The organism is Kitasatospora sp. NPDC048298, from assembly GCF_043201465.1.
Lineage (GTDB): Bacteria > Actinomycetota > Actinomycetes > Streptomycetales > Streptomycetaceae > Kitasatospora.
This window is the reverse complement of sequence record NZ_JBICYZ010000042.1, coordinates 1-19,720: the sequence shown is the minus strand read 5'-3', so window position 1 is coordinate 19,720 and position 19,720 is coordinate 1. Positions and strand designations below refer to the sequence as shown.

The 19,720-nt window shown below is 72.0% G+C and carries 16 protein-coding genes and 1 rRNA gene; 9 read left to right on the top strand and 8 right to left on the bottom strand.

Annotated elements, in window-relative coordinates:
• Positions 1 to 81: 81 nt before the first annotated feature.
• Positions 82 to 1,680, bottom strand: a complete 1,599-nt coding sequence (locus ACGF0D_RS27530) for an MFS transporter (RefSeq protein WP_392920710.1) — start codon at positions 1,678 to 1,680, stop codon at positions 82 to 84.
• Positions 1,681 to 1,893: 213 nt separating this feature from the next.
• On the opposite strand from ACGF0D_RS27530, the gene ACGF0D_RS27525 reads away from it, so the two are divergent.
• A complete protein-coding gene (locus tag ACGF0D_RS27525; protein WP_392920708.1) occupies positions 1,894 to 2,727 on the top strand; it encodes a TetR/AcrR family transcriptional regulator in 834 nt (277 codons plus the stop codon).
• A gap of 153 nt (positions 2,728 to 2,880) precedes the next feature.
• Here ACGF0D_RS27525 and ACGF0D_RS27520 read toward each other — a convergent pair whose 3' ends face one another.
• The 3 genes from ACGF0D_RS27520 to ACGF0D_RS27510 are packed head-to-tail and all read right to left on the bottom strand — an operon-like array spanning position 2,881 to position 6,313.
• Positions 2,881 to 4,392 (bottom strand): AMP-binding protein, encoded by a 1,512-nt coding sequence (locus ACGF0D_RS27520; protein ID WP_392920705.1) that lies wholly within the window; start codon positions 4,390 to 4,392, stop codon positions 2,881 to 2,883.
• Complete coding sequence (locus ACGF0D_RS27515) at positions 4,389 to 5,612, bottom strand: thiolase family protein (protein ID WP_392920702.1); 1,224 nt, start codon at positions 5,610 to 5,612, stop codon at positions 4,389 to 4,391. The genes ACGF0D_RS27520 and ACGF0D_RS27515 overlap by 4 nt, the downstream gene beginning before the upstream one ends.
• Positions 5,609 to 6,313, bottom strand: coding sequence for a fumarylacetoacetate hydrolase family protein (locus ACGF0D_RS27510; RefSeq protein WP_392920699.1), 705 nt, complete (start codon positions 6,311 to 6,313; stop codon positions 5,609 to 5,611). The genes ACGF0D_RS27515 and ACGF0D_RS27510 overlap by 4 nt, the downstream gene beginning before the upstream one ends.
• A gap of 404 nt (positions 6,314 to 6,717) precedes the next feature.
• Here ACGF0D_RS27510 and ACGF0D_RS27505 point away from each other — a divergent pair, with 404 nt between their 5' ends.
• Both ACGF0D_RS27505 and ACGF0D_RS27500 read left to right on the top strand, forming a co-directional pair.
• The gene (locus tag ACGF0D_RS27505) at positions 6,718 to 6,843 is read left to right on the top strand and encodes a hypothetical protein (RefSeq protein ID WP_392920696.1); all 126 of its coding nucleotides are present in this window, start codon (positions 6,718 to 6,720) and stop codon (positions 6,841 to 6,843) included.
• 38 nt (positions 6,844 to 6,881) lie between these two features.
• Positions 6,882 to 7,124, top strand: coding sequence for an IPT/TIG domain-containing protein (locus ACGF0D_RS27500; RefSeq protein WP_392920694.1), 243 nt, complete (start codon positions 6,882 to 6,884; stop codon positions 7,122 to 7,124).
• 90 nt (positions 7,125 to 7,214) lie between these two features.
• Here the strand turns inward: ACGF0D_RS27500 and ACGF0D_RS27495 are convergent, their stop codons facing one another.
• A complete protein-coding gene (locus ACGF0D_RS27495) occupies positions 7,215 to 7,688 on the bottom strand; it encodes a VOC family protein (protein ID WP_392920691.1) in 474 nt (157 codons plus the stop codon).
• Positions 7,689 to 7,941: 253 nt separating this feature from the next.
• On the opposite strand from ACGF0D_RS27495, the gene ACGF0D_RS27490 reads away from it, so the two are divergent.
• Together ACGF0D_RS27490 and ACGF0D_RS27485 are read left to right on the top strand one after the other, a co-directional pair.
• Complete coding sequence (locus ACGF0D_RS27490; protein ID WP_392884420.1) at positions 7,942 to 8,274, top strand: PadR family transcriptional regulator; 333 nt, start codon at positions 7,942 to 7,944, stop codon at positions 8,272 to 8,274.
• Complete coding sequence (locus ACGF0D_RS27485; protein WP_392920689.1) at positions 8,271 to 9,245, top strand: hypothetical protein; 975 nt, start codon at positions 8,271 to 8,273, stop codon at positions 9,243 to 9,245. Before ACGF0D_RS27490 ends, ACGF0D_RS27485 begins: the two co-directional genes overlap by 4 nt.
• Before the next feature lie 86 nt (positions 9,246 to 9,331).
• Here ACGF0D_RS27485 and ACGF0D_RS27480 read toward each other — a convergent pair whose 3' ends face one another.
• Both ACGF0D_RS27480 and adhP read right to left on the bottom strand, forming a co-directional pair.
• Positions 9,332 to 9,859, bottom strand: coding sequence for a universal stress protein (locus ACGF0D_RS27480; protein WP_392920687.1), 528 nt, complete (start codon positions 9,857 to 9,859; stop codon positions 9,332 to 9,334).
• A gap of 50 nt (positions 9,860 to 9,909) precedes the next feature.
• Positions 9,910 to 10,923, bottom strand: coding sequence for an alcohol dehydrogenase AdhP (gene adhP, locus ACGF0D_RS27475; protein WP_392920685.1), 1,014 nt, complete (start codon positions 10,921 to 10,923; stop codon positions 9,910 to 9,912).
• A 344-nt stretch (positions 10,924 to 11,267) separates the two neighbouring features.
• Between adhP and ACGF0D_RS27470 the strand changes: the two genes are divergently transcribed.
• The 4 genes from ACGF0D_RS27470 to ACGF0D_RS27455 are packed head-to-tail and all read left to right on the top strand — an operon-like array spanning position 11,268 to position 19,426.
• The gene (locus tag ACGF0D_RS27470; protein ID WP_392920683.1) at positions 11,268 to 12,230 is read left to right on the top strand and encodes an alpha/beta hydrolase; all 963 of its coding nucleotides are present in this window, start codon (positions 11,268 to 11,270) and stop codon (positions 12,228 to 12,230) included.
• Complete coding sequence (locus tag ACGF0D_RS27465; protein WP_392920681.1) at positions 12,227 to 14,317, top strand: hypothetical protein; 2,091 nt, start codon at positions 12,227 to 12,229, stop codon at positions 14,315 to 14,317. Before ACGF0D_RS27470 ends, ACGF0D_RS27465 begins: the two co-directional genes overlap by 4 nt.
• A complete protein-coding gene (locus ACGF0D_RS27460) occupies positions 14,314 to 15,243 on the top strand; it encodes an AAA family ATPase (protein ID WP_392920679.1) in 930 nt (309 codons plus the stop codon). Before ACGF0D_RS27465 ends, ACGF0D_RS27460 begins: the two co-directional genes overlap by 4 nt.
• Positions 15,236 to 19,426: an SAV_2336 N-terminal domain-related protein gene (locus ACGF0D_RS27455; protein WP_392920676.1), complete on the top strand. Its 4,191-nt coding sequence runs from the start codon at positions 15,236 to 15,238 to the stop codon at positions 19,424 to 19,426. Before ACGF0D_RS27460 ends, ACGF0D_RS27455 begins: the two co-directional genes overlap by 8 nt.
• 211 nt (positions 19,427 to 19,637) lie before the next feature.
• Here the strand turns inward: ACGF0D_RS27455 and rrf are convergent.
• Positions 19,638 to 19,720 (bottom strand): 5S ribosomal RNA (gene rrf, locus ACGF0D_RS27450); the annotation flags it as partial.

Below are 19,720 nucleotides of genomic sequence, written 5' to 3'. Positions count from 1 at the left end.
CCCGGATGCGGCGAGGTGGCGCCCAGCGGTACGGTCCGCGGACGGCTCCGCGGGCGCCGGTGCGGCGCATGGGCACATCGATCAGGGCGATGTCGCTTGGGAACGCGGATCCCCCACGCGGTCCCCGCGCTGGAGCTCCGCCGCCGGTCGGGAGGCCCCGGACCCGAGCCCGCGGCCCGGGCTTCGGAGCACGGCGACGACGAGGGTCGCCGCGCCCGCCATCAGGACGGCGCTGACCACCGAGGCGATCCGGGCTTCCCGGGTGAAGGCCTCGAAGGCCACGTGGCGCAGGGACTCGGCGGTGCCGCTCGGGAGCGTGGCGGCGGTCTCGACGGCGCCGCCGAGGGTGTTCCTCGCCGCCTCCAGTTGTCCGGGTGTGAGGGCGTCAGGGGCGTTGGCCGCCAGTTCCGAACGGTAGACGGCGGTGCCGATGCTGCCCAGGAGCGCGATGCCCAGCGCCCCGCCGAATTCGGCGGAGGTCTCGGCCGTGGCCGAGGCCGCCCCGGCCCGCTCCGGCGGGGCGGCGGACTGGATCACCTCGGTGACGACCGCGGAGACGGCGCCGATGCCGATCGAGACGACGGTCATGCCGCTGACGAGGTGGACGATTCCCGAACCGGCCTGGAGCAGGGCCAGCATGACGTAACCGGCGGTGGCCACCAGCAGCCCGGCGGCGATCACGTTGTGCTTGCCGACGCGCGGAGCGATCGCGGTGGCCAGCGCGATGCCCACGGGCATCACGAGGAAGGTGGGCAAGGACCACAGGGCCGACTCCACCGGGCCCATTCCCAGGACGAGTTGCATGAACTGCCAGTTGAACAGGCTGAAGCCGACCAGTCCGAACGTCGCCAGCGCGTCGATGAGCAGGGGCACGTTGAACCGGCGGGTGCGGAACAACGCCATGTCGATCATCGGGTTCGCGGACCGGTGCTGGCGGCGGAGGAACGCCGCTCCCACGGCGAGTCCGGCGGCGCAGCAGGTCAGGGAAATCCATCCGAAGCCGTGCTCCGCCACGGCCTTGACGCCGTAGATGACGCCGAGGACGGCTGTGAGGGACATGGCGGCGCCGAGCAGGTCGAAACGGCCCGGCTCGGGGTCGCGGTGTTCGGTGAGCAGCAGCGGGCCGAGGAGCAGCAGCAGGGCCATCACCGGCACGTTGATCAGGAACACCGATCCCCACCAGAAGCGCTCCAGGAGCAGACCACCGATGATCGGACCGAGCACGGCGCCACCTGCGAAGCCCGCCGTCCAGATGCCGACCGCGGCGGCCCGCTGCCCGGCGTCGTGGAACATGCTCCGGACCAGGGAGAGGGTGGACGGTGCCAGCGTGGCTCCGGCGATGCCCAGGAGGGCACGGGCCGCGATGAGCGTCCCGGGGCTGGTCGAGTAGGCCGCCAGGACCGAGGCGGCACCGAAGGCCGCGGCGCCCGTGAGCAGCACCCGCCGACGCCCGAAACGGTCGCCGAGCGTGCCCATCGTGATGAGCAGGCCGGCGAGGAGGAAGCCGTAGGCGTCCATGATCCAGAGTTGCTCGGAGCCGCTCGGGCCGAGGTCGGCCGCCAGGGACGGGAGCGTGATGAACATGACGGCCATGTCCATGGATGCCAGGACGCAGGGCAGCACCAGCACGGCGAGGCCGGCCCACTCCCTGGATCCGGCGTGTTTCTCTTCTCCAGCCATGCCCTCTCCTGAGCGGTGTGTGTGGATCCGGGCAGGCTTGACCATCCCGGGTGCGTACTTAGTACGCATCGACGCGTGCAGAGTACGCATGCATTCCTGAACGACACAACAACATTTTTGACCTGCGGATTTATGCAGAAATTCGCACCCGCTCACGCTGCCGGGCTAGAATTTCGTCACGGCCCCCGATGTGTGACGAAAAGGAGTTCGTTGATGTCCGTGCAGCCGGCGTGCGCGTCCTGCGGAAAGGGACTGGAGCCCGCGGACCGGGGCCGGCCCCGGCTCTACTGTTCCCGCGCGTGCCAGGCGAGGGCCTACCGGGCACGCAGGGCGGAGGACCCGGCCGACGTCCCGGTGGGCCACGACGGCGTGCCGCACCTCACCGTCGAGCGCATCGTCCGGGCCGGGATCGTCGTCGCGGACGCGGAGGGGCTCGACGCGCTGTCGATGCGCCGCGTCGCCGCGGAGCTGGGCACCGGCACGATGTCCCTGTACCGGCACGTGGCGTCCAAGGACGACCTGGTGACCCTGATGGTGGAAGCCGCGATGGCCGACGTGCCGATGCCCGACTCGCCACCGCGGAACTGGCGGCACGGCCTCGAACGCGCCGCGGAGCACGACTGGGAGCTGTACCACCGCCACCCGTGGATCCTGCCGAGGGTCACGGTGACGACCCGCGCCTACTTCAGCCCGGCCCTCGCCGCGGACAGCGAAAGCGCCTTCTCCTCGTTCGACGGGCTCGACCTCGAACCCGCCGACGCCTTCCGGTACATGTTCATGTTCGCCTCCTACGTGCAGGGCGTGGCGGTGACCCTCGTCAGCGATCTGGAGGCGGAGCGGCAGTCGAGGACCGGCGCGACGCGGGAGGCGACGGACCCGTACCGCACGCAGGACCCGCTGTACGAACCCGGGGCGTACCCCCGGCTCGCCCGTGCGATGCGCGCGGGCGCCGACCCGTGGGACCTCGACGCCCTGTTCACCTCGGGCCTGGCCGGCGTCCTGGACGGCATCGCGGCCGATCTCGCACGGAAGGGCATCGACGCCTGAGCTCCGGGCCATTCCGGGCCGCTCCGGTTCGCCGTACCGGCAGGAGTCCGCGACCGTCCGGGCGCCCTCGTACCCGGCCCACCGCCCGTCCGTGAACCCCGCCGTACGGCGGGTGCAGGCCGGCCCGGACCCGCTACCGGCCGACCCGGTCCTCTACCGGCCGGCCCGGTCCTCCCCGGAGGCACGGTGGCGGAGTTCCTTCCTGTCGATCTTGCCCAGGGCGGTGAGGGGCAGTGCGTCGGCGAGGTGGATCCGCTTCGGGACCCAGAGGGGGCCCTTGCAGGTGCGGACGTGGTCCGTCAACTCGGCGGGGGTGGCGTGCCGTCCGGGGTGCAGGACCACGGTGGCGGTGACGGCTTCGCCCCAGTGCGGGTCGGGTGTGCCGTAGACGGCGACGGCGGCGACGGCCGGGTGGGCGGAGAGGGCCTCCTCGACCTCGCGCGGGTAGACGTTGAAGCCGCCGGTGATGATGGTGTCCTTGATCCGGTCGATGATCGTGATCAGGCCGTCGTCGTCCCTGCGGGCGACGTCCCCGGTGTGCAGCCATCCTCCTTCGAGCGCGGCCGCGGTCTGCTCGGGCTTGTTCCAGTAGCCGTCCATCACGAGCGGTCCCCGGGCGCACAGTTCGCCCGGCTCACCGGCCGGCACCTCCCGACCGTGCGGATCGCGCAGGGTGATCTCCACACCGGGCATCGGTCGGCCGCAGCTGCCCAGGACGGCCGGGTCGTCGCGGTGCTCGGCCGGGTCCAGGACGGTCAGTGCGTTGGGGGCCTCGGCCTGACCGTAGTGCTGGCTGAGTACGGGGCCGAGGAGCCGGCGGGCCTGGGCGAGCCGGGCGGGGTCGGCCGGTGCGGCGCCGTACAGGACCCACTTCAGACCCGACAGGTCCGCTGCGGGGAGCCGGGGGTGGTCGAGCAGGGCGTAGAGCATGGTGGGGACGACGAACGTGGCGCTCACGCCGTCGTGTTCGACCGCGTCGATGACGCGGTCCGGGTCGAAGGAGGGGTGCAGTTCGAAGCAGGCGCCGTGCAGCAGGCCGGGTGCGACGAGGAGGCCGGCGGCGTGCGACATGGGGGTGGTGATCAGGAAACGGGTGTCCCGGGGCCACGCCCAGGTGGAGCAGGCCCAGGCGTTGGCGAGCAGGGAACGGTCGCGCAGCATCACGCCCTTGGGTTCGCCGGTGGTACCGCCGGTGTAGAAGAGGTAGAGAGCGGGGCCGCGCGGGTCGGCGGGGCCGGGGGGCGTGTCGGCGGCGAGGCGGTCGAGTTCGGCGAGGGTGATCGCCCGGGTGCCGTCGGGGTGGGCACGGGAGGCGAAGCGGGTGTCGTCCACGACCAGGTGGTCGGAGGCGCTGTCGCGCAGGACGGTGCGGTCGGTGTCGGCGGTGGCCAGCGGGTGCAGGGCGGTGTAGCGCAGTCCGGCCAGGCAGGCGGCGGCCATGACGGTGAACGCCCGCGGGTCGGGGCCGCACAGCAGGGCGATCCCGTCACCGGGTGTCAGGCCCAGCCGTCCGAACGCGGCCGCGGTGCGTTCGATCCGGTCCGCGGCCTCCCGGTAGGTCCAGGTGTGCTTCGTCCCGTCGTCGTCGCCGCTGAAGCGGAAGGCGGTGCGCTCGGGCCGTCTGCGCAGCGCGGTGAGGATCAGGTCCGCGTAGCCGGGTCTCATCGGGTCCTCCCCAGGATGGTCACGGCGGCCACCGCCTCCTCGATTCCGTACAGGCCGCCGCCGTTCTCGGCGATCGCGATGCGGGCGTCGGGGACCTGTCGTCCGCATGCCCGGCTGCGCAGCTGCGTGACCAGTTCGAAGACCTGGGCCAGTCCGGTGGCGGACACCGGGTGGCCGCGCGATTCGAGTCCTCCCGACGGGTTCACCGGAAGGGTGCCCCCGAGTGCGCTCGCGCCCGAGAGCGACCACGGGCCGCCGTCGCCGATCGGGCAGAAGCCCAGGTTCTCCGCCTGCTGGATCTCGCCGAAGGCGGTGGCGTCGTGGACCTCCGCCACGTCGACGTCCTGGGGACCGAGGCCGGCCTTCTCGTAGGCGGCGAGCGCGGCGCGGCGGCCGATGTGGTGTTCGGCGTCGTCCGCCGCCCGGTCGGTGCCCGACAGCAGGACACTGCTCAGGACCGCCACGGCCGAGTCGTCGTGGGGGAAGTCGGCTCTCGTCACGACGGCGGCGGCGGCCCCGTCGCTGACCGGTGAGCACATCGGCACCGTCAGCGGCCACGCCACCCGCCGGGCCGCCAGGACCTCGTCCGCGGTGAACGGCCGGCGGAAGTGGGCCCGGGGGTTGTGGACGGAGTGGGCGTGGTTCTTCGCGGAGACCGCGGCCAGGTGGGCTTCGGTGGTGCCGAAGCGCTGCATGTGGGCTCGGGCCAGGGAGGCGTAGATCTCCATGAACACCGACCGGTCGCCGTCCACGGAGAGTTCGGGCGGCAGCGGGTCGGCCAGGGCGGCGAGCGCGGCGAGGGTCCCCTCGCGATGGGCGACGTCCATGGCGCCGTCGAACACCGCCAGCCCCTGGGCGGGGTCGGCGCAGACGAGCTTGTCCACGCCGACGGCGAGGGCGACGTCCGACAGACCCGCCCGGACGTGGGCGATCGCCAGCCACAGGGCGGTCGCGCCGCCCGCGCAGGCGTTCTCCACGTTCACCACCGGCACGCCGGCGAAGCCATGAGGGCGCAGGGCGACCTGACCGGGGATCATGTGCTGGCCGTCGATCGCCTTCTGGCTGACCGTGGCGTGGAACACGGCGCCGACATCGGCGGGGGTGAGCCCGGCGTCGCGCAGCGCCTCGTACGCGGCGAGGCCGGCGAGGTCGCCGGCGCTGTGGTCGAGGCGGCCGAAGCGGGTGGAGCCGACGCCGAGGACGAGTGCTTCGTGATTCATGACACCACCCGGTTGCGCAGCACGCCCAGGCCGGAGACCTCGAGTTCGACGGTGTCACCGGGTTCCAGGAAGCGGCCGTGCTCCAGTCCGCAGCCGGTCGCCACGGTGCCCGAGCACAGGACCTCTCCCGGGTGCAGCCGGGTCGACCGGGAGGCGAAGGCGATCATGTCAGCGAAGCTGTGGTGCATGTCGGCGGAGGTGCCCCGGCTGACCTCCTGGCCGTTGATGCGGGCGGTCATGGTGAGCCGGTACGGGTCGCCGACCTCGTCGGCGGTGACGATCCACGGGCCGAGGACGTTCGAGCCGGTGAAGTCCTTGCTCTTGCTCAGGCCCAGCCCGGTGGCGATCTCCTCCAGCTGGGTGTCGCGGGCGCTGAAGTCGTTGAAGACGGTGTAGCCGAAGATGTGCGACGGGGCGTCGGCTGCGGGGATGTCGGTGCCGCCGCGGCCCAGGACGCAGGCGAACTCCAGCTCGTAGTCCCGCACCGAGGAGTACGAGGGCCAGTGGATGTCGCTGTCGTGGCCGGTCACGGCGAGCCTGTTGGCCAGGTAGTAGAGCGGCCGTTCGAACATGACGGCGGGCAGCTCGACCCGGTCGGCCGGGATGCCCTGAATCCGGGAGCGGGCGTTGCGGAAGTGGCCCATGAAGCTGCCGAAGTCCCGGATCTGCACGGGCCTGGGCAGCGGGGACAGCCAGCGCACCTCGGTCGCGGCGACGACCGCTTCGGACGGCGCCAGTTCGGCGAGCCGCTCCAGGGTCTGCCGTACGGGTTCGCCGCCGTCGATGCAGAGAGGATTTGACTTGGATTCAGAAACGCCGCGAGGCCTGCCGGCGAGACGGAGTCATCGATCCCACCGTTCGGAACACGCGCACGCCCGACCGCGCACGGCCACCGCCCCGCCTCCACGGGCGTGCAGGGTCGGCACAGCGGTGGGCACTGACGGTCAAAGCCGATGGCACTGTTCGGAGGGAATCAAAAGCCGTCGACAGCGACAGCCCCCTCGCGGACATGAAGGGGCCTGGACCGAAGGGCTGAACCCAGGTTCCCGTGGGGCTGGGACGCATTCAGCTGGCGTGGCTCGGGTTGAACCCCTACAACGCGAACATGGCGTACATCACGAGGGACACTTTTGATCCGAACGTGTTCGCCGTGGTCGTCCTCGGCACGAACGCCAACGTGACCGACGTCCTCGAGGACCTCGACGTCGGCACGCCAACTCGACCTACCTGAAACTGCTCAAAGCACCCGTCCTGCCTGCCGGCCCGGTGGTGACGCCCCTCAGCCCCGCCACCGGCGAGGCAGGCAGCACGATCGCCATCGCCGGCAGCGGCTTCGACGCTGACTGCGTGGTCGGCTTCGGCACCGTCCCGCGTACGGCCTTTCGCGTCGAGAGCGACAAGCGGATCAGGGCGACCGCGCCCGTCGGAGTCGGCGTCGTCGACGTCCGGATCACCAACACCCTGGACACCTCCCCCGCCGGCCCCGCCGGCGAGTTCACCTACACCGGCTGACCCTGACCGACGGCGGTGCGTGCCACGCCTTCGACGCCCGCGCGGACGGGCGTGGGACGCGAGGGACGCCTCCCTGATGAGGCGCTGTCGTCAGGCTTCCGTGCCCGTACGCGCCAGGATGCCTTTGAGCAGCCCCGTGGCCTGGCCCACCTCGATGAGGTATCCGTCCGGATCACGCATGTAGCAGCGCAGTTCGGCGCGGCGGTCGATGGGTGGGGTGAGGAACTCGGCCCCTTTGGCGCTCGCCGTGGCGTAGAAGTCGTGGATGTCCGCCACCCGTACGTTCAGGAAGCTGGAGACGGTGTTGGGATCCTCCGGTGTGCGCAGGATGACATCGGGTTTGTCGGCGGTGGGCCCGCCGCCCGGGTTCATGATGATCCAGCTGTTGGCGACCTTGACGATGCAGGGGTTCTCGTCCAGCACCACCCTTCCACCCAGTACCTCGGCGTAGAACGCCCGCGAGCGAGGGACATCGCTGACCGTGAGGAAGTGCGTGAGCACCAGCCCCTCGGCCGGTGCGGGAAGATCGTCGGCTGTGGCGCCGGCAGACGTGACGTCGGACATGTGTCGAGGGTATGGCGCGCATGGCCGTGCCGCATTCTCGGCAGGTGCGCCTGGGGCTGGGTCGGCGATGACCGCTGTGGCCGGCTGGGCCGCCCGGCGGCGCCGACCGCCCGGGGGTGACGAGTCCGTTCGGGAGGCGGCGCGCACGGGCGACCGATCTCGACATCGCCCACCGCTCCACCAGCGCACCACCGCCCTTGCCAGACACTACGGTGACCGTACTATGGTGGCCGGTGTGACGAAGAAACGCTCCATGCAGGAGCCCACCTTCCTGCTGCTCACCGCCCTCGCCGACCAGCCACGGCACGGCTACGCGCTCGGCGACGAGGTCGCCGCGATCTCCGAGGGGCGGGTCCGGCTCGGCGCCGGCACCCTGTACGGGACGCTCGACCGGCTGCTCGCCGAAGACCTCATCCGGGTCGAACGGGAGGAGACGGTCGCCGGGCGGCCCCGCCGCGTCTTCGCGCTCACCCCGACCGGCACCCAGGCCCTCACGGGCGAAAGCGACCGGCTGCGCGCCGCCCTCCGCGAGGCCGACCGGCGCCTCGCCATCACCCGGAACAGGCTTGCAGGAGGCACGGCATGACCTCGCGCCAGGAGCAGAAGGACCAGAAGGGCGGTCGCCTGACGGCGCACCTGCTGCGCCGTGCCCTCGTCCTCTACCCGGCCTCGTACGGCACCGACGCGCTGGCGGAGGTCGCCGACCACGCCGAACGCCGCGTCCGCACCGCGGCCCCGCTCGCCGCTCTGCGCGAGGTCGCCGACGTGGCGGGGCACGGGTTGCGGGTCCGGCTCGGCCTGGTCTCCCACCTGCCGACGGGCCGGGCCCTGGCCACCGCGGCCCCGCTCGCCGCCGCACTCGCCGGCAGCTACGCGGCCGTGCACCTCTGGTGGGCCGTCCGGACCGCCACCGACCCGGACGGCGGGGTACGTGTCGGATCGCTCGTCGCCACGGCGGCCCTGCTCGTCCCGGCGGCGCTGATGGCCGTCGCGGCCCTGGCCGGCCGCTGGACGACGGCCCGGGTCCTGGCGGCGGCCACCGTCGTGGCCCCGCTGCTCGTCCTGTTCGCCGGCCCCGAGCTGCCCGGTGCGCAGGCGCACATCCCACTGACCTACGCCCTGCAGGGCCCGGACACCGTGTTGTTCGCCCTCAACGCCCTCGTGCTGCTGATCGCCCCGCCGGACCGCACCACGCAACCGCGCCCCGCCGTACCGTGGGGGGCCGTGATCGCTCTCACGGCCTCGGACGCCGTCCTCACCCAGGCACTCGGCCCCGGCGAGGGAACGATCTTCCGCACCGGATTCCACATCCTCGCCCCGGTGGTCGCGGGCGCGGCCGTCGCCTGCACCACCCGCACGGTCGGCTCCGCGGCCCTGACCGCCGTCGTCCTGGGCGTGCCGCCCGTGGTCGCCCCCGTACTGACGGGCTACTCCATCATGAACGCGACCGCACTCCTGTTCCTGGTGGCGCTGTTCACCGTCGGGTACGCGGCCGCCCTCGCCGTGGTCCGGCTGACGGACCGGTTCACCCCGCGCACCGGCCGGCAGCAGCGCTGATCCCCGGACGCGGCCGGGGCGGCCGGGCGTCGGCGGTACCCCGCCCACGCCCGGCCGCTGGAGGTCCCGTCGGCCGCGGGGGCGAGTCACCGGCCGGCGGGCGTCCCGTCGGCAGGCTCGGTGCGCTCGGCCTGCTCGGTGCGCTCGGCCTGCTCGGTGTGCTCGGTGTGCTCGGTGTCCCGGACGACGACGACCGGGCAGGAGGCGTGCTGGACGCAGTGTTGGCTGACCGAGCCGAGCAGCGCTCCGACGAAGCCCCCGTGGCCGCGGTTGCCGAGGACCAGGAGTTCGGCACCCTCGGCGACCTCCAGCAGGACCTGGGCGGCGTTGCCGTACTCCACCCGTTCGCGCACCTCCACCGGGTACTGCGGGCCCGTCTCCTCCGCGACGGCCTCGGCGAGCGTCTTCCCGGCGTACCCCGCGACGACCCCGTCGTCCACGTCGGCCACGGGCACACCCCACTGGTAGACGGCCGGGTACTCCCAGGTGATCACCGCCTCGACCGCGGCTCCGACCAGGGCGGCCTGACGCACCGCCCACCGCAGGGCGGCGCGGGAGGACGCCGATCCGTCGACGCCCACCACGATCCGCCGCTGTGCCACCGTCTCGTTCATGTCGTTCCCTTCCTCTTCCTTCGGGTTGTGGATCGCGGACCGGACCCCGGTCAGCGCAGGTCGAAGACCAGGCGGGCGGAGACCTTGCCGCTGAGGACTTCGTCGAAGCAGGTGTTGACGTCCTCGAGTCGGCGGGTTTCGCGGATGACCCGGGTGCGGCCGAGGGCGTGCAGGCGGAAGACCTCGGCGAGGTCCTCGCGGGTGCCGACGATCGAGCCGATGACCTTGGTGCCGTTCAACACGGTCTCGAAGACGGGGAGTTCGAGTTTGCCGGCGGCGGGGAGGGCGACCAGGACGAGGGTGCCGCCGCGGCGCAGGGCACGGTAGGCGGCCTGGAAGGAGGCGTTGCTGACGGCGAGGGCGATCGCGGCGTGGGCGCCGCCGAGGGCCTGGACCTCGGTGGCGACGTCCTGGGTGCGGGCGTCGATGACGTGGTCGGCGCCGAGGTCGCGGGCGAGGGCGAGTTTGTCGTCGGTGACGTCGACGGCGATGGTCTCGGCGCCGCAGAGCCGGGCGTACTGGAGGGCGAGGTGGCCCAGGCCGCCGATGCCGGAGACCAGGACGCGGGTGCCGGGCCCGGCGCCGGAGACCTTGAGGGCCTTGTAGGTGGTGACGCCGGCGCAGGACAGCGGGGCGGCGTCCAGGGGGTCGATGCCGTCGGGGACGGGGACGACGTAGTCGCCGTGCGCGAGCGCGTACTCGGCGTAGGCGCCGTCCACCGAGTAGCCGCTGTTGTGCTGCTGGAGACAGAGCGTCTCCCACCCGGAGACGCACTGGTCGCAGCGCCCGCAGGCGTCGGCCAGCCAGGGAATCGCGACCCGCTCGCCCACCCGGACGTGCCGCACCCCCTCACCGGCCGCCTCCACGATGCCGACGCCCTCGTGTCCGGGAACGAACGGCGGACTGGGCTTCACCGGCCAGTCGCCGTGGGCGGCGTGGATGTCGGTGTGGCACAGGCCGGAGGCCTCGATCCGGACCCGGACCTGATGCGCGGCCGGCTCCGGCACCGGACGGTCCTCGACGACCAGCGGTGCGGTGAAATCACGGACGACGGCGGCCTTCATGTGCTGCTCCCTCGGACGGTGACGAACGCGGTTCCGGTGTCCACCGGTACCGCGCTGCCTTCATCCCAGCGTCTCGGCCCGCTGTCCGCTGGGGCCGGGAGGTACCTGTCCTCCAGGACGAAGGTCCCCGGTCGCCAGGGTCGGCCGACGCGGTGTCCGGTCACCACGTCCGCGCCGATCCGCGCGGGGGGGGCACGGGGGGCCTGAGCCCTCCGGCAAGGACGGGATCCCCCCGACGGGATCGCCTCCTCACCGCGCCAGCCGGTGTCCGGCGGTCCCGCTGCTATCCTCGTCTGGCCCAGTGGCACACCTGGGCGAGGCTCACGGGGGGTCCGGGGGAGCAGATGAAGCCGCGTCTGGTGTTCGTCCACGGGATCGGCAAGCCGCGCGACGCTGCCGCCGAGCTGGACGGGTGGCTGGATGCGCTGATCAGCGGTGCGGGCGATGCGGGGCACTCCCGGCGCGCCGACGCGCTGCTGCGGGGCGAGCAGGTGGATGTCCGATTCGCCTACTACACCGATCTGTTCGCTGCGGAGGGTACCCGGAACGGGGCAGCCCCTGACGACGAGAACAGCGCCGAGGCGGAGGCGCTGGCCGATCTGCTGCTGGACGTCCTCGACACGAGGCTGGCCGATCCCCAGGACGGCCAGGAGGAGCGAGTACTGCGGCGGGCCAGGGCTCAACTGGCTCCCGAGGGGCAGCAGCAGGGACTCGGCAGCGCGGTCCGGCGGACCCTCAACGCGGCGAACACCGTGCTGGCGCTGCCCGGGCTGCGCAGGTTCGGCGGCTGGGCGAGTGACCGGATCATGGTCAGGGAGCTCGGCCAGGTCAGGCGCTATCTGGCCCGCCAGGAGCAGGACGGATCCGGTCTCAGCCTGGACCAGCGCATACGCGACCGGGTCACCGCAGAGCTGCATCCCACGGGACCCACCGTCGTCGTCGCCCACTCCCTGGGAACGGTGGTGGCCTTCGAGGCGCTTCACGATCACCTCGGTACCGTGCCGCTGCTGATCACGCTGGGCTCGCCGATCGGGATGCGCACCGCCGTGCGGCGTCGGATGCGTCCGCAACCGCTGGCGGTCCCCGCGTCGGTGGGTCGTTGGCTGAACTTCTGGGACCGTGACGACGTGATCGCCGGGCACCCCTGGCTGGAGAAGTCCATCACCGCGAACAGCGCCTCGACCAGCCCGGTGAGCCGTCGGATCGACTCCGACGGCGTGTGGACCCACCCGGCGCTCAAGTACCTCGCGCAGCCCGGCGTGGCCGGACCGGTCCTTGAGGCTCTTGAGGCAGTCACGGCCGGATGACCGCCCCGTCCTCGCCCCGCCACCTCCTGGTGATCGCGCCGCAGTGCCCGGACATGGGGCTCCTCAGCGGGCTGGAGGAGGCGGCCGGATCTCTGTACGCCGCTCTGCTGGACCGCCGGGTGGGCGGCTGTGAGCGCGAAGCGGGCGCGGCCTCGCTGGTGTGCGGCCCGTCGGTGACGCAGGCGCGGATCGAGGCGGCGGTCCGTGACGCTGCGCGGCACGCGGGCCGGGTGGGGGCCGAACTCGTGCTCGCCTTCATCGGCCACGGCACGACCCAGGGCGGGATTCCCAAGCTGTTCCTGATGGCGGGCGACTCCCTCCGTGACGAGCCGACCACGGTCGTGAGCGTCGGCGATCTCCTGACCCAGGCGTTGGACACCCAAGGGGTTCAGGGAGTGATCGCGCTGGTGGACACCTGCCACGCCGGCGGCGCCACCCCGGACATCGCGGCCCTGGACGCGGGGATCCGAAGGGGCGCGGTGAACCTGTCGCTGCTGATGTCGGTCGGCGTCGGCGAGGAGGCGTACGACCTCGCCTTCACCCGCGGGCTGAACCGGGTGCTGCGCGACGGCATCGCCGGGGCCGGCAGCCGGCTATCGGCGGAGGACGTGCGCGACGCCGTCAACCGGGCGATGAACATCGGTGCCCGGGCCGTGGAGTCGAACGGCGATCCGTTCAGGGGGCGGCTGTGGCTGGCGCGCAACAGCCTGCACGCACGGGGCGGCGAGCAGCTCCTGGGCCGGATCGGCCGGGAGGACCTGGACTCGGCACTGCTGCCGTTCGGCGAGGACGGAGAGCCGCTGTCGAACCGGATCTCCAGCCCGACGGACCCGGCGGACCTGGCGCACCTCCAGCAGAGGCTCCGGGATCTCGCGCGGTCCGGCGCAGCGAACCCCGACGACGTCACCTACGCGGAGCGGGTGCTCGACGGACTCCGTGACGCGGCACGCGCCGCCGAGCTGCTCAAGTCCTGGCCCGGCGCGCCGCTGACCTCGGAGCGTTTGCGGCGCGCGGTGTCGACGGTCGACGGCGCCCCGGCCGGCGCCCGGGGCAACAGCGGTGGCGAACTGTTGCGCGACTGCGTCGAATTTCTCCGGCTCCGGGCTCCCGTGATCGGGGCCAGCCGCCTCGCACCGCTGGCCGCGTTCGTCGCCGCGCTCGCCGCGGAGGACGGGCTGGACGCCGGCCATCCGGCGCTCCGCACCTGGGCCAAGGACACCGGCGCCGTCGTCGAACTGAACGACGCCTTCGAGTGGCTGGCCGGCCAAGAGGCCGAATCCCGGCTGCGACTGGTGGTCAGCCTGCACGCGGCCCTCGCGGACGAGTGGCCGGACACCCTGCCGGCCTGGCTGCTCGACACCGGCCGGCTGGTGGCACACGAGGAGTTCCCCTGCTCCCCCACGCAGCGAGGGGTCGAAGAACAGCTCGCGTCCGTACTGCGGTGGGCATACCGTCTTGCCAGGCCGATCGGAGCAGACCTCAGACGCATCGAGATCGCCGTGCCCTCGCCCCTGCTGCTGCGCTGGCGCCCCGAGGAGACCAACCTCGGCTTCCGGCTGGGGGCCAGGCACGACGTCGTACTCCGGTGGAGCGACCGGCTCTGCCTGCCCGAGCACCTGTGGTGGATCAACACCCACGCCCGGGACCAGCTCACCGCGATGAAGGCCGGCCGCGGCGACGGCGCCCCGGTGGACTGGCTCGGCAAGCCCGAGGCCGGCAGCACCGAGGAGCTGGCCAGGAAACTGGCGGACGGCGCCTACGGGCGGGCGCTGGCACTCAGCCATCTCCCCGACCGGATCGAGCAGTTCATGCCGCTGCTGCTCGCGCACGCGCCGATCGTGCTCTGGCCCAAGTACGAGGGCGAGCTGGCCGCAGCCGCCCGTGAGAGCGTGGAACGCCACTGGGACAAGCTCCCGAAGGAGTTCAGCGTCGCCTACCGCAAGACCTGGCAGCAGGGCACCGGCCAGGACCACGCGGAGGGGACCGCGGCACTGGCCCGCATGCGGTCCGTGTGGCACGACACCGACTGGCTGGACTTCTGCGACTGGTTCGAGACCCGCACGACCGATGGAGAGAACGCGCAATGACCTGGAGCCCCTTCTACGTCGGTGACGGGCACCCCCGGAACGTGGACCTCGGCGCCCCGCCGCCGTGGCGCACCTTCCCCCGGCAGACCCCGCCGCACCGCTTCCAGCCGCCGCCCGGCCTGGTCGAAGCAGTCAACGCGGCGCTCGCGCTGCGCCGACCGCTGCTCCTCACCGGCGCTCCCGGGTCCGGCAAGTCCACGGTCATCGAGCAGGTGGCGGCGGAGCTGACGCTCGGCGACGTGCTGCGCTGGCACATCACCTCCCGCAGCACGCTCGCGGAGGCGCTCTACCGCTACGACGCGCTCGGCCGCATCCACGCCCAGCGGATCGAGGGCAACACGGGCAGCGACGACATCGCCCCCTTCCTGCAGATGGGGCCGCTGGGGACGGCACTGCTGCCCACCGGACGTCCTCGCGCCCTGCTGATCGACGAGATCGACAAGAGCGACCTCGACCTGCCCAGCGACCTGCTCGACGTCCTGGAACGCGGCGAGTTCGAGGTCCCCGAGCTGGCCAGGTACCGCGACGACGTCGTCCACGTCCGCGAGTGGGGTGGCGAGGCGCGCCATCCCGTCACCAAGGGCCGGGTCCGCTGCAACGGATTCCCGTTCATCGTGATGACGAGCAACGGCGAACGGGACTTCCCGGCGGCGTTCCTCCGCCGCTGCATCCGCTACACGATGCCGGCGCCGACGGTGGAATCACTGCACCAGATCGTCGCCGCGCACCTGGAGGTCTCCGAGGAACAGTCCGGTTCCGTCGACGCCGTGGTCACGGGCTTCGTCGAACGGCTGGGGGCTGGCGAGAGCCTCGCGGTGGACCAACTCCTCAACGCGGTCCACCTGCTGATCGGAGCGGACGCGCCTTCGGAGGAGGACGCCCGGGCCATCCTGGACCTGGTCCTCAACGAGCTCTCCCGTGTCTGATCTGTCGGCGCCCGTTTCGTCTCCGGCCGCGGAGGCGCAGTGGGAACCGACGGCGACACCTCTGGAGCACATCGTCGCGGCGCTGCACGCCACCGCTCCCGGGCTGGACGCGACGGCCCTCTCGGAAGCGATCTGGCTGGCTTCGCGTCTGGGGTCGGCGGCGCCGCTTTCGCCAGGAGGGGACGGTGACCTCGCGGAACCGGCCGACGAATCGACCGCCGAGGCCCCGGACACCGTCGCACCGCAGACCACCCCGCCGACCGCACCGCCGACCGTTCCCCGGGGCCGTACGCCCGTGCCGGCGTTCCACGAGCGGCTGCCCGGGTCGGATTCGCTGGTCCGCGGCGATGCGAGCAGCATCCCGCGCGCGGGGGCGCTGCCGCTGGCACTGGAGGTGAGCAGGGCACTGCGTCCATGGAAGCGGCCCTGGCGCGCCGGCCGACGTCGGACCCTGGACGTCGGTGCGACCGTGGACGGCTACGCTCGCAGCGGCGATCTGCTCCCGGTCTTCGGCGCGGCCCCGGAGCGGTGGTTCGACCTGGTCCTGGTCGTGGACCGGTCACCCTCGATGCAGGTCTGGCGGGAGACCGTCGACGCCTTCGCCGCCACCCTGGACCGGCTCGGGGCCTTCCGTACCCTCCAGGTCCGCGATCTGACCTTCGACGCCGACTCCTCCCCACAGCTGCGCGACTCCCAGGGCCGGTCGAGCACGGTCGGACAGCTGCGCTCACCGAACGGCCGCCGCCTGGTGCTGACCGTCTCGGACTGCACCTCCGACGCCTGGCGGGCACCGGCGGTCTGGCAGCAGCTGCGCACCTGGGCCCGGACGACACCCGTCGCCCTGCTCAACCCGCTGCCGACGAAACTGTGGCGCCGCAGCGGACTCGATCTGCCGACGGTCCGGGCGACGCCGGACCGGCCGGGCGCGAGCAGTCCCCGGCTCTCCTTCACCCTGCCGCTCCTGCTGCCAGCGGCCACCGGCGAGGGGACCGACCGCTCCTGGCTCCCGCTCCCCGTCGTCTCACTGTCACCCCACCACCTGGACCGCTGGTCGCGAGCGGTGATGACCGCAGCCCCCGAAGGCTGCGCCGCTGTCCTCGTCCCGCCCGGCGGTCGCCTCCCGACCCGCCCCGGTCAGCCGCACCCGACGCGATCCAGGGGACCGGCGGAACTGGCGGACGGCTTCCTGCGGACGGCGGCACCCGCCGCCGCCCGACTGGCCGTCCTCTGCTCGCAGTTCGACCGCTTGAGCCTGGGGCTCCTGCACACGATCCGCCGGGAACTCCTCCCGCACGCCACCACCGCGGACCTCGCCGAGGTGCTGACGAGCGGCGTGTTCACTCTGGAGACGGATCCGGGCGGCGCCGTACAGGTGGTGGTGCCGCCGCAGGCCCAGGCCCGGCTTCGGCAGGAGCTGACGGAGCACGAGGTGTGGCGCCTCAACCGGGCACTGAGCCGCCCCGTCTCCTCGCAGGGCGCCGGCCGGGGAAGGCTGCCGGCGGTCGTCCGGCACCCGGAGGGACAGCAGGAGTTCCCCGCGGCGTCCGTGCCGTTCGGCCAGGCGCTGGATCGGACCCGCGAACTGCTCGGACTCCCGGCGGCGTCGGAGACCGGCACGGCCGTGCCCTCCGGGGACCGGATCGCTGAGGACCTGACCAGCTTCGCCACGCGACTGGCCCTGGCCCTGCTCCCGACGGACGTGCCGCCGACGCAGGCCGAACTCACCGACAGTGCCCACCTGGTGACGGCGCTGCTGGAGAGGTACGGCGGTCACCTGGACCCGGAAGCCCTGCTGAGGCACCTTGAGACCCTGGTAGCAGTCTTCCAGCCCGCTCCCGTCGCGTCGGACACCACCGTGCACCTCACGTGGCTGGACCGCCGCACGGGCGACCGCAGCCAGGACTTCTGGGAACGTCACCTGCGGTACCTCCGAGAGATCAGAGCCGTACAGGAGGACTGGGCCCGATACCTCGACGAATCCACCGACGAGGTGCTGGGCCGGCTCGAAGATCCCCACAGGGCCGGCGGCTGGCGCCGCACCGGGCTGGTCCTGACGCAGGGGCCCGGGTCGGGCAGGACCGGCCACGGCATCGCCCTGGCGGCCAAGGCCATCGATGCGGGCTACCGCGTGATCGTCTTCCTGACCGGCAACAGGAACAACCTCCGGATACAGACCCAACAGCACGTCGACGAGGGCCTCCTCGGCTTCGACACCGGATTCCGCCGAAGGACCGACCGCCATGACGGCGCGCTGAGACACCTCACCGGCGCCGGCGCCCTGCCGAACGCCAAGCAGCTCAGCATCATTTCGCTGACCGGTGCGGACAGGAACGGGGACTTCACCCCGGCCCGTGCGGCACAGATCGCACCGCTCGGAAGCACCATCCCCCTGGTCTTCGTGGTCAAGAAGAACCCACGGATCATCGGCAGCCTGCGGGACTGGCTGACGAAGCTCACCGGCCCGGTCACGGGGCAGCCGGTCGACCAGAGCCTCCCGCTGCTCGTCATCGACGCCGGTTACGACTCCTACAACTACCTCCCCAGGCGCTGGACGAGCACCCCGTCGGCCAGCGAGACGAGCGTCTACGAACTGGTCTCGGCGTTCGAGAAGGCGGCCTTGGTGGCGTACCCGACGACAGCCTATGAACCCGCACTGTTCCGCCGGTTCCCGGACGCCTTCGCCTACCACCTCGCCCCTCCTGTCCGGCCACCTCGGGATCTGGCGGGCCTGTTTCGGCACTACGACGAGGAAGCCCGTCAGGAGAGGACCGGGCCGACTTCGATCCTCCGGCTCGTGAGCGACAACGAGTCGTGGCTACCCAGCCGCCACGACCAGTCCGCCGCACCGGGGGCGGAACTGCCGGCCTCGCTGCGTGAGGCGATCAACGCCTTCCTCCTCGCCTGCGCCGTCCACCGAGCACGGGGCCGGTTCTCTCCACGCAACTCGATGTCGGTCTCCGTCAGCCGTTTCATCAACGTCCAGACACTGGTGCGCGACCAGGTGGCGGCACACCTCGGATTCGTCGCCACCGCGCTGCGCGACCACCGCGCCCACGGCGCGGCCCTGCCGACGGCCAACCTGCGGGAGCTGTGGCGGTCCGCCGTCGAATGGGCCGGTACCTCACGGACGGAGGTGGCAGAACACCTGGCGGCCGAAGCCGCGCGAGTCCGGGTCGTGACACTGAACAGCGCCTCACCCAACCGGCTCGGCCGCCTCGCCGGCGCCCCCGGCGTCGTCGTGGTCGGCGGCACGAAGCTCGCCCAGGGTGGGGGACTCGACGGCCTGACCATCAGCTACAACCTCCTCCCTCACGACGTCGGCGAAGCGCTGGATCGCCGGTTTCTCCTGCGGGATCCGGCCCTCTTCCGCCACTACACCACCACCGAGGTGATGGCCAGTCACTCGGGCCTCCTGACAACGGCCACCGAACGCCCTCCTCGCACAACGCGGTCGATCAGCCCCGAGCCGCCCACGGAAAGGCCCGTCGAGGACCTTGCCGGCTTTGCACCCGAGACCGTGAGGTTCAGCCTGTCACCCGAGGTTCTGGAGCAGAACTTCCGCACACTGGAGAACTTCGTCAGGTCGCTCGACGCTCTCGGCGGCCAGCGGACCACCGACCCCGCCAACCGAAGCGTGCTGTGGCGGGAGGTACCGTACGAACTGATCGTGTCGAGGCTCCTCGACGACTATCTGCCCGCTCCGGGCAACACACCGATGCTGCCCGAGCGCGTCGCCGCCTACATCCGGCAGTGCGCGGCCCAGGGTTCGCTCCGCACCTGGGCCGTCCAGCTCATCGGCATCGAGACATCGACACCCGAACACGACATCGCCGGCCACCGGCTCGGCCTCGTGAGACGCAGCCCCACGGATCTCCCCGTTGGTGACTCCTACACGGTGCGCCGCCTGACGAACCCCCGTCACGAAGTCCGGGACCTCGACCAGGAGCAGTACGACACAGCGCTGAAGATGACTCTGGCAGCCAGAGCGAACCGCGGCGGCATCGCCGGTCCGCGTGCGATCGAGATCCCTTCCGGACATGCCATCAGATCTGTACGACGCCACGATCAACCACTGCTGACGATCTACCCTCTTCTCTCTCCGCTTCACGACACCGAAGGCCCTGGCGTACCGGTCGTGGGGCTTGCTGTGAGCTTCCCCTTCGCCAACCGGACCGACGAGTAGCCTGCGCTGCCGACCAGTTGGACGGCAGCGCAGGCGGGAGGGAGCAAGCGCGGGCCGGCGCAGAGGAGCGACTGGGTGCTCCCGAAGCCGGCTCGACGGGCCTGCTCCAGGACGTCGCAGGGATCGGCCGGGCCGTGGTGACGGCTCTTCCGGGCCCGGAAATGCGAAGAACCCCCATCCGGAATCCGGATGGGGGTTATTCAGAAGAATTGTTCGGCGGCGTCCTACTCTCCCACAGGGTCCCCCCTGCAGTACCATCGGCGCTGTGAGGCTTAGCTTCCGGGTTCGGAATGT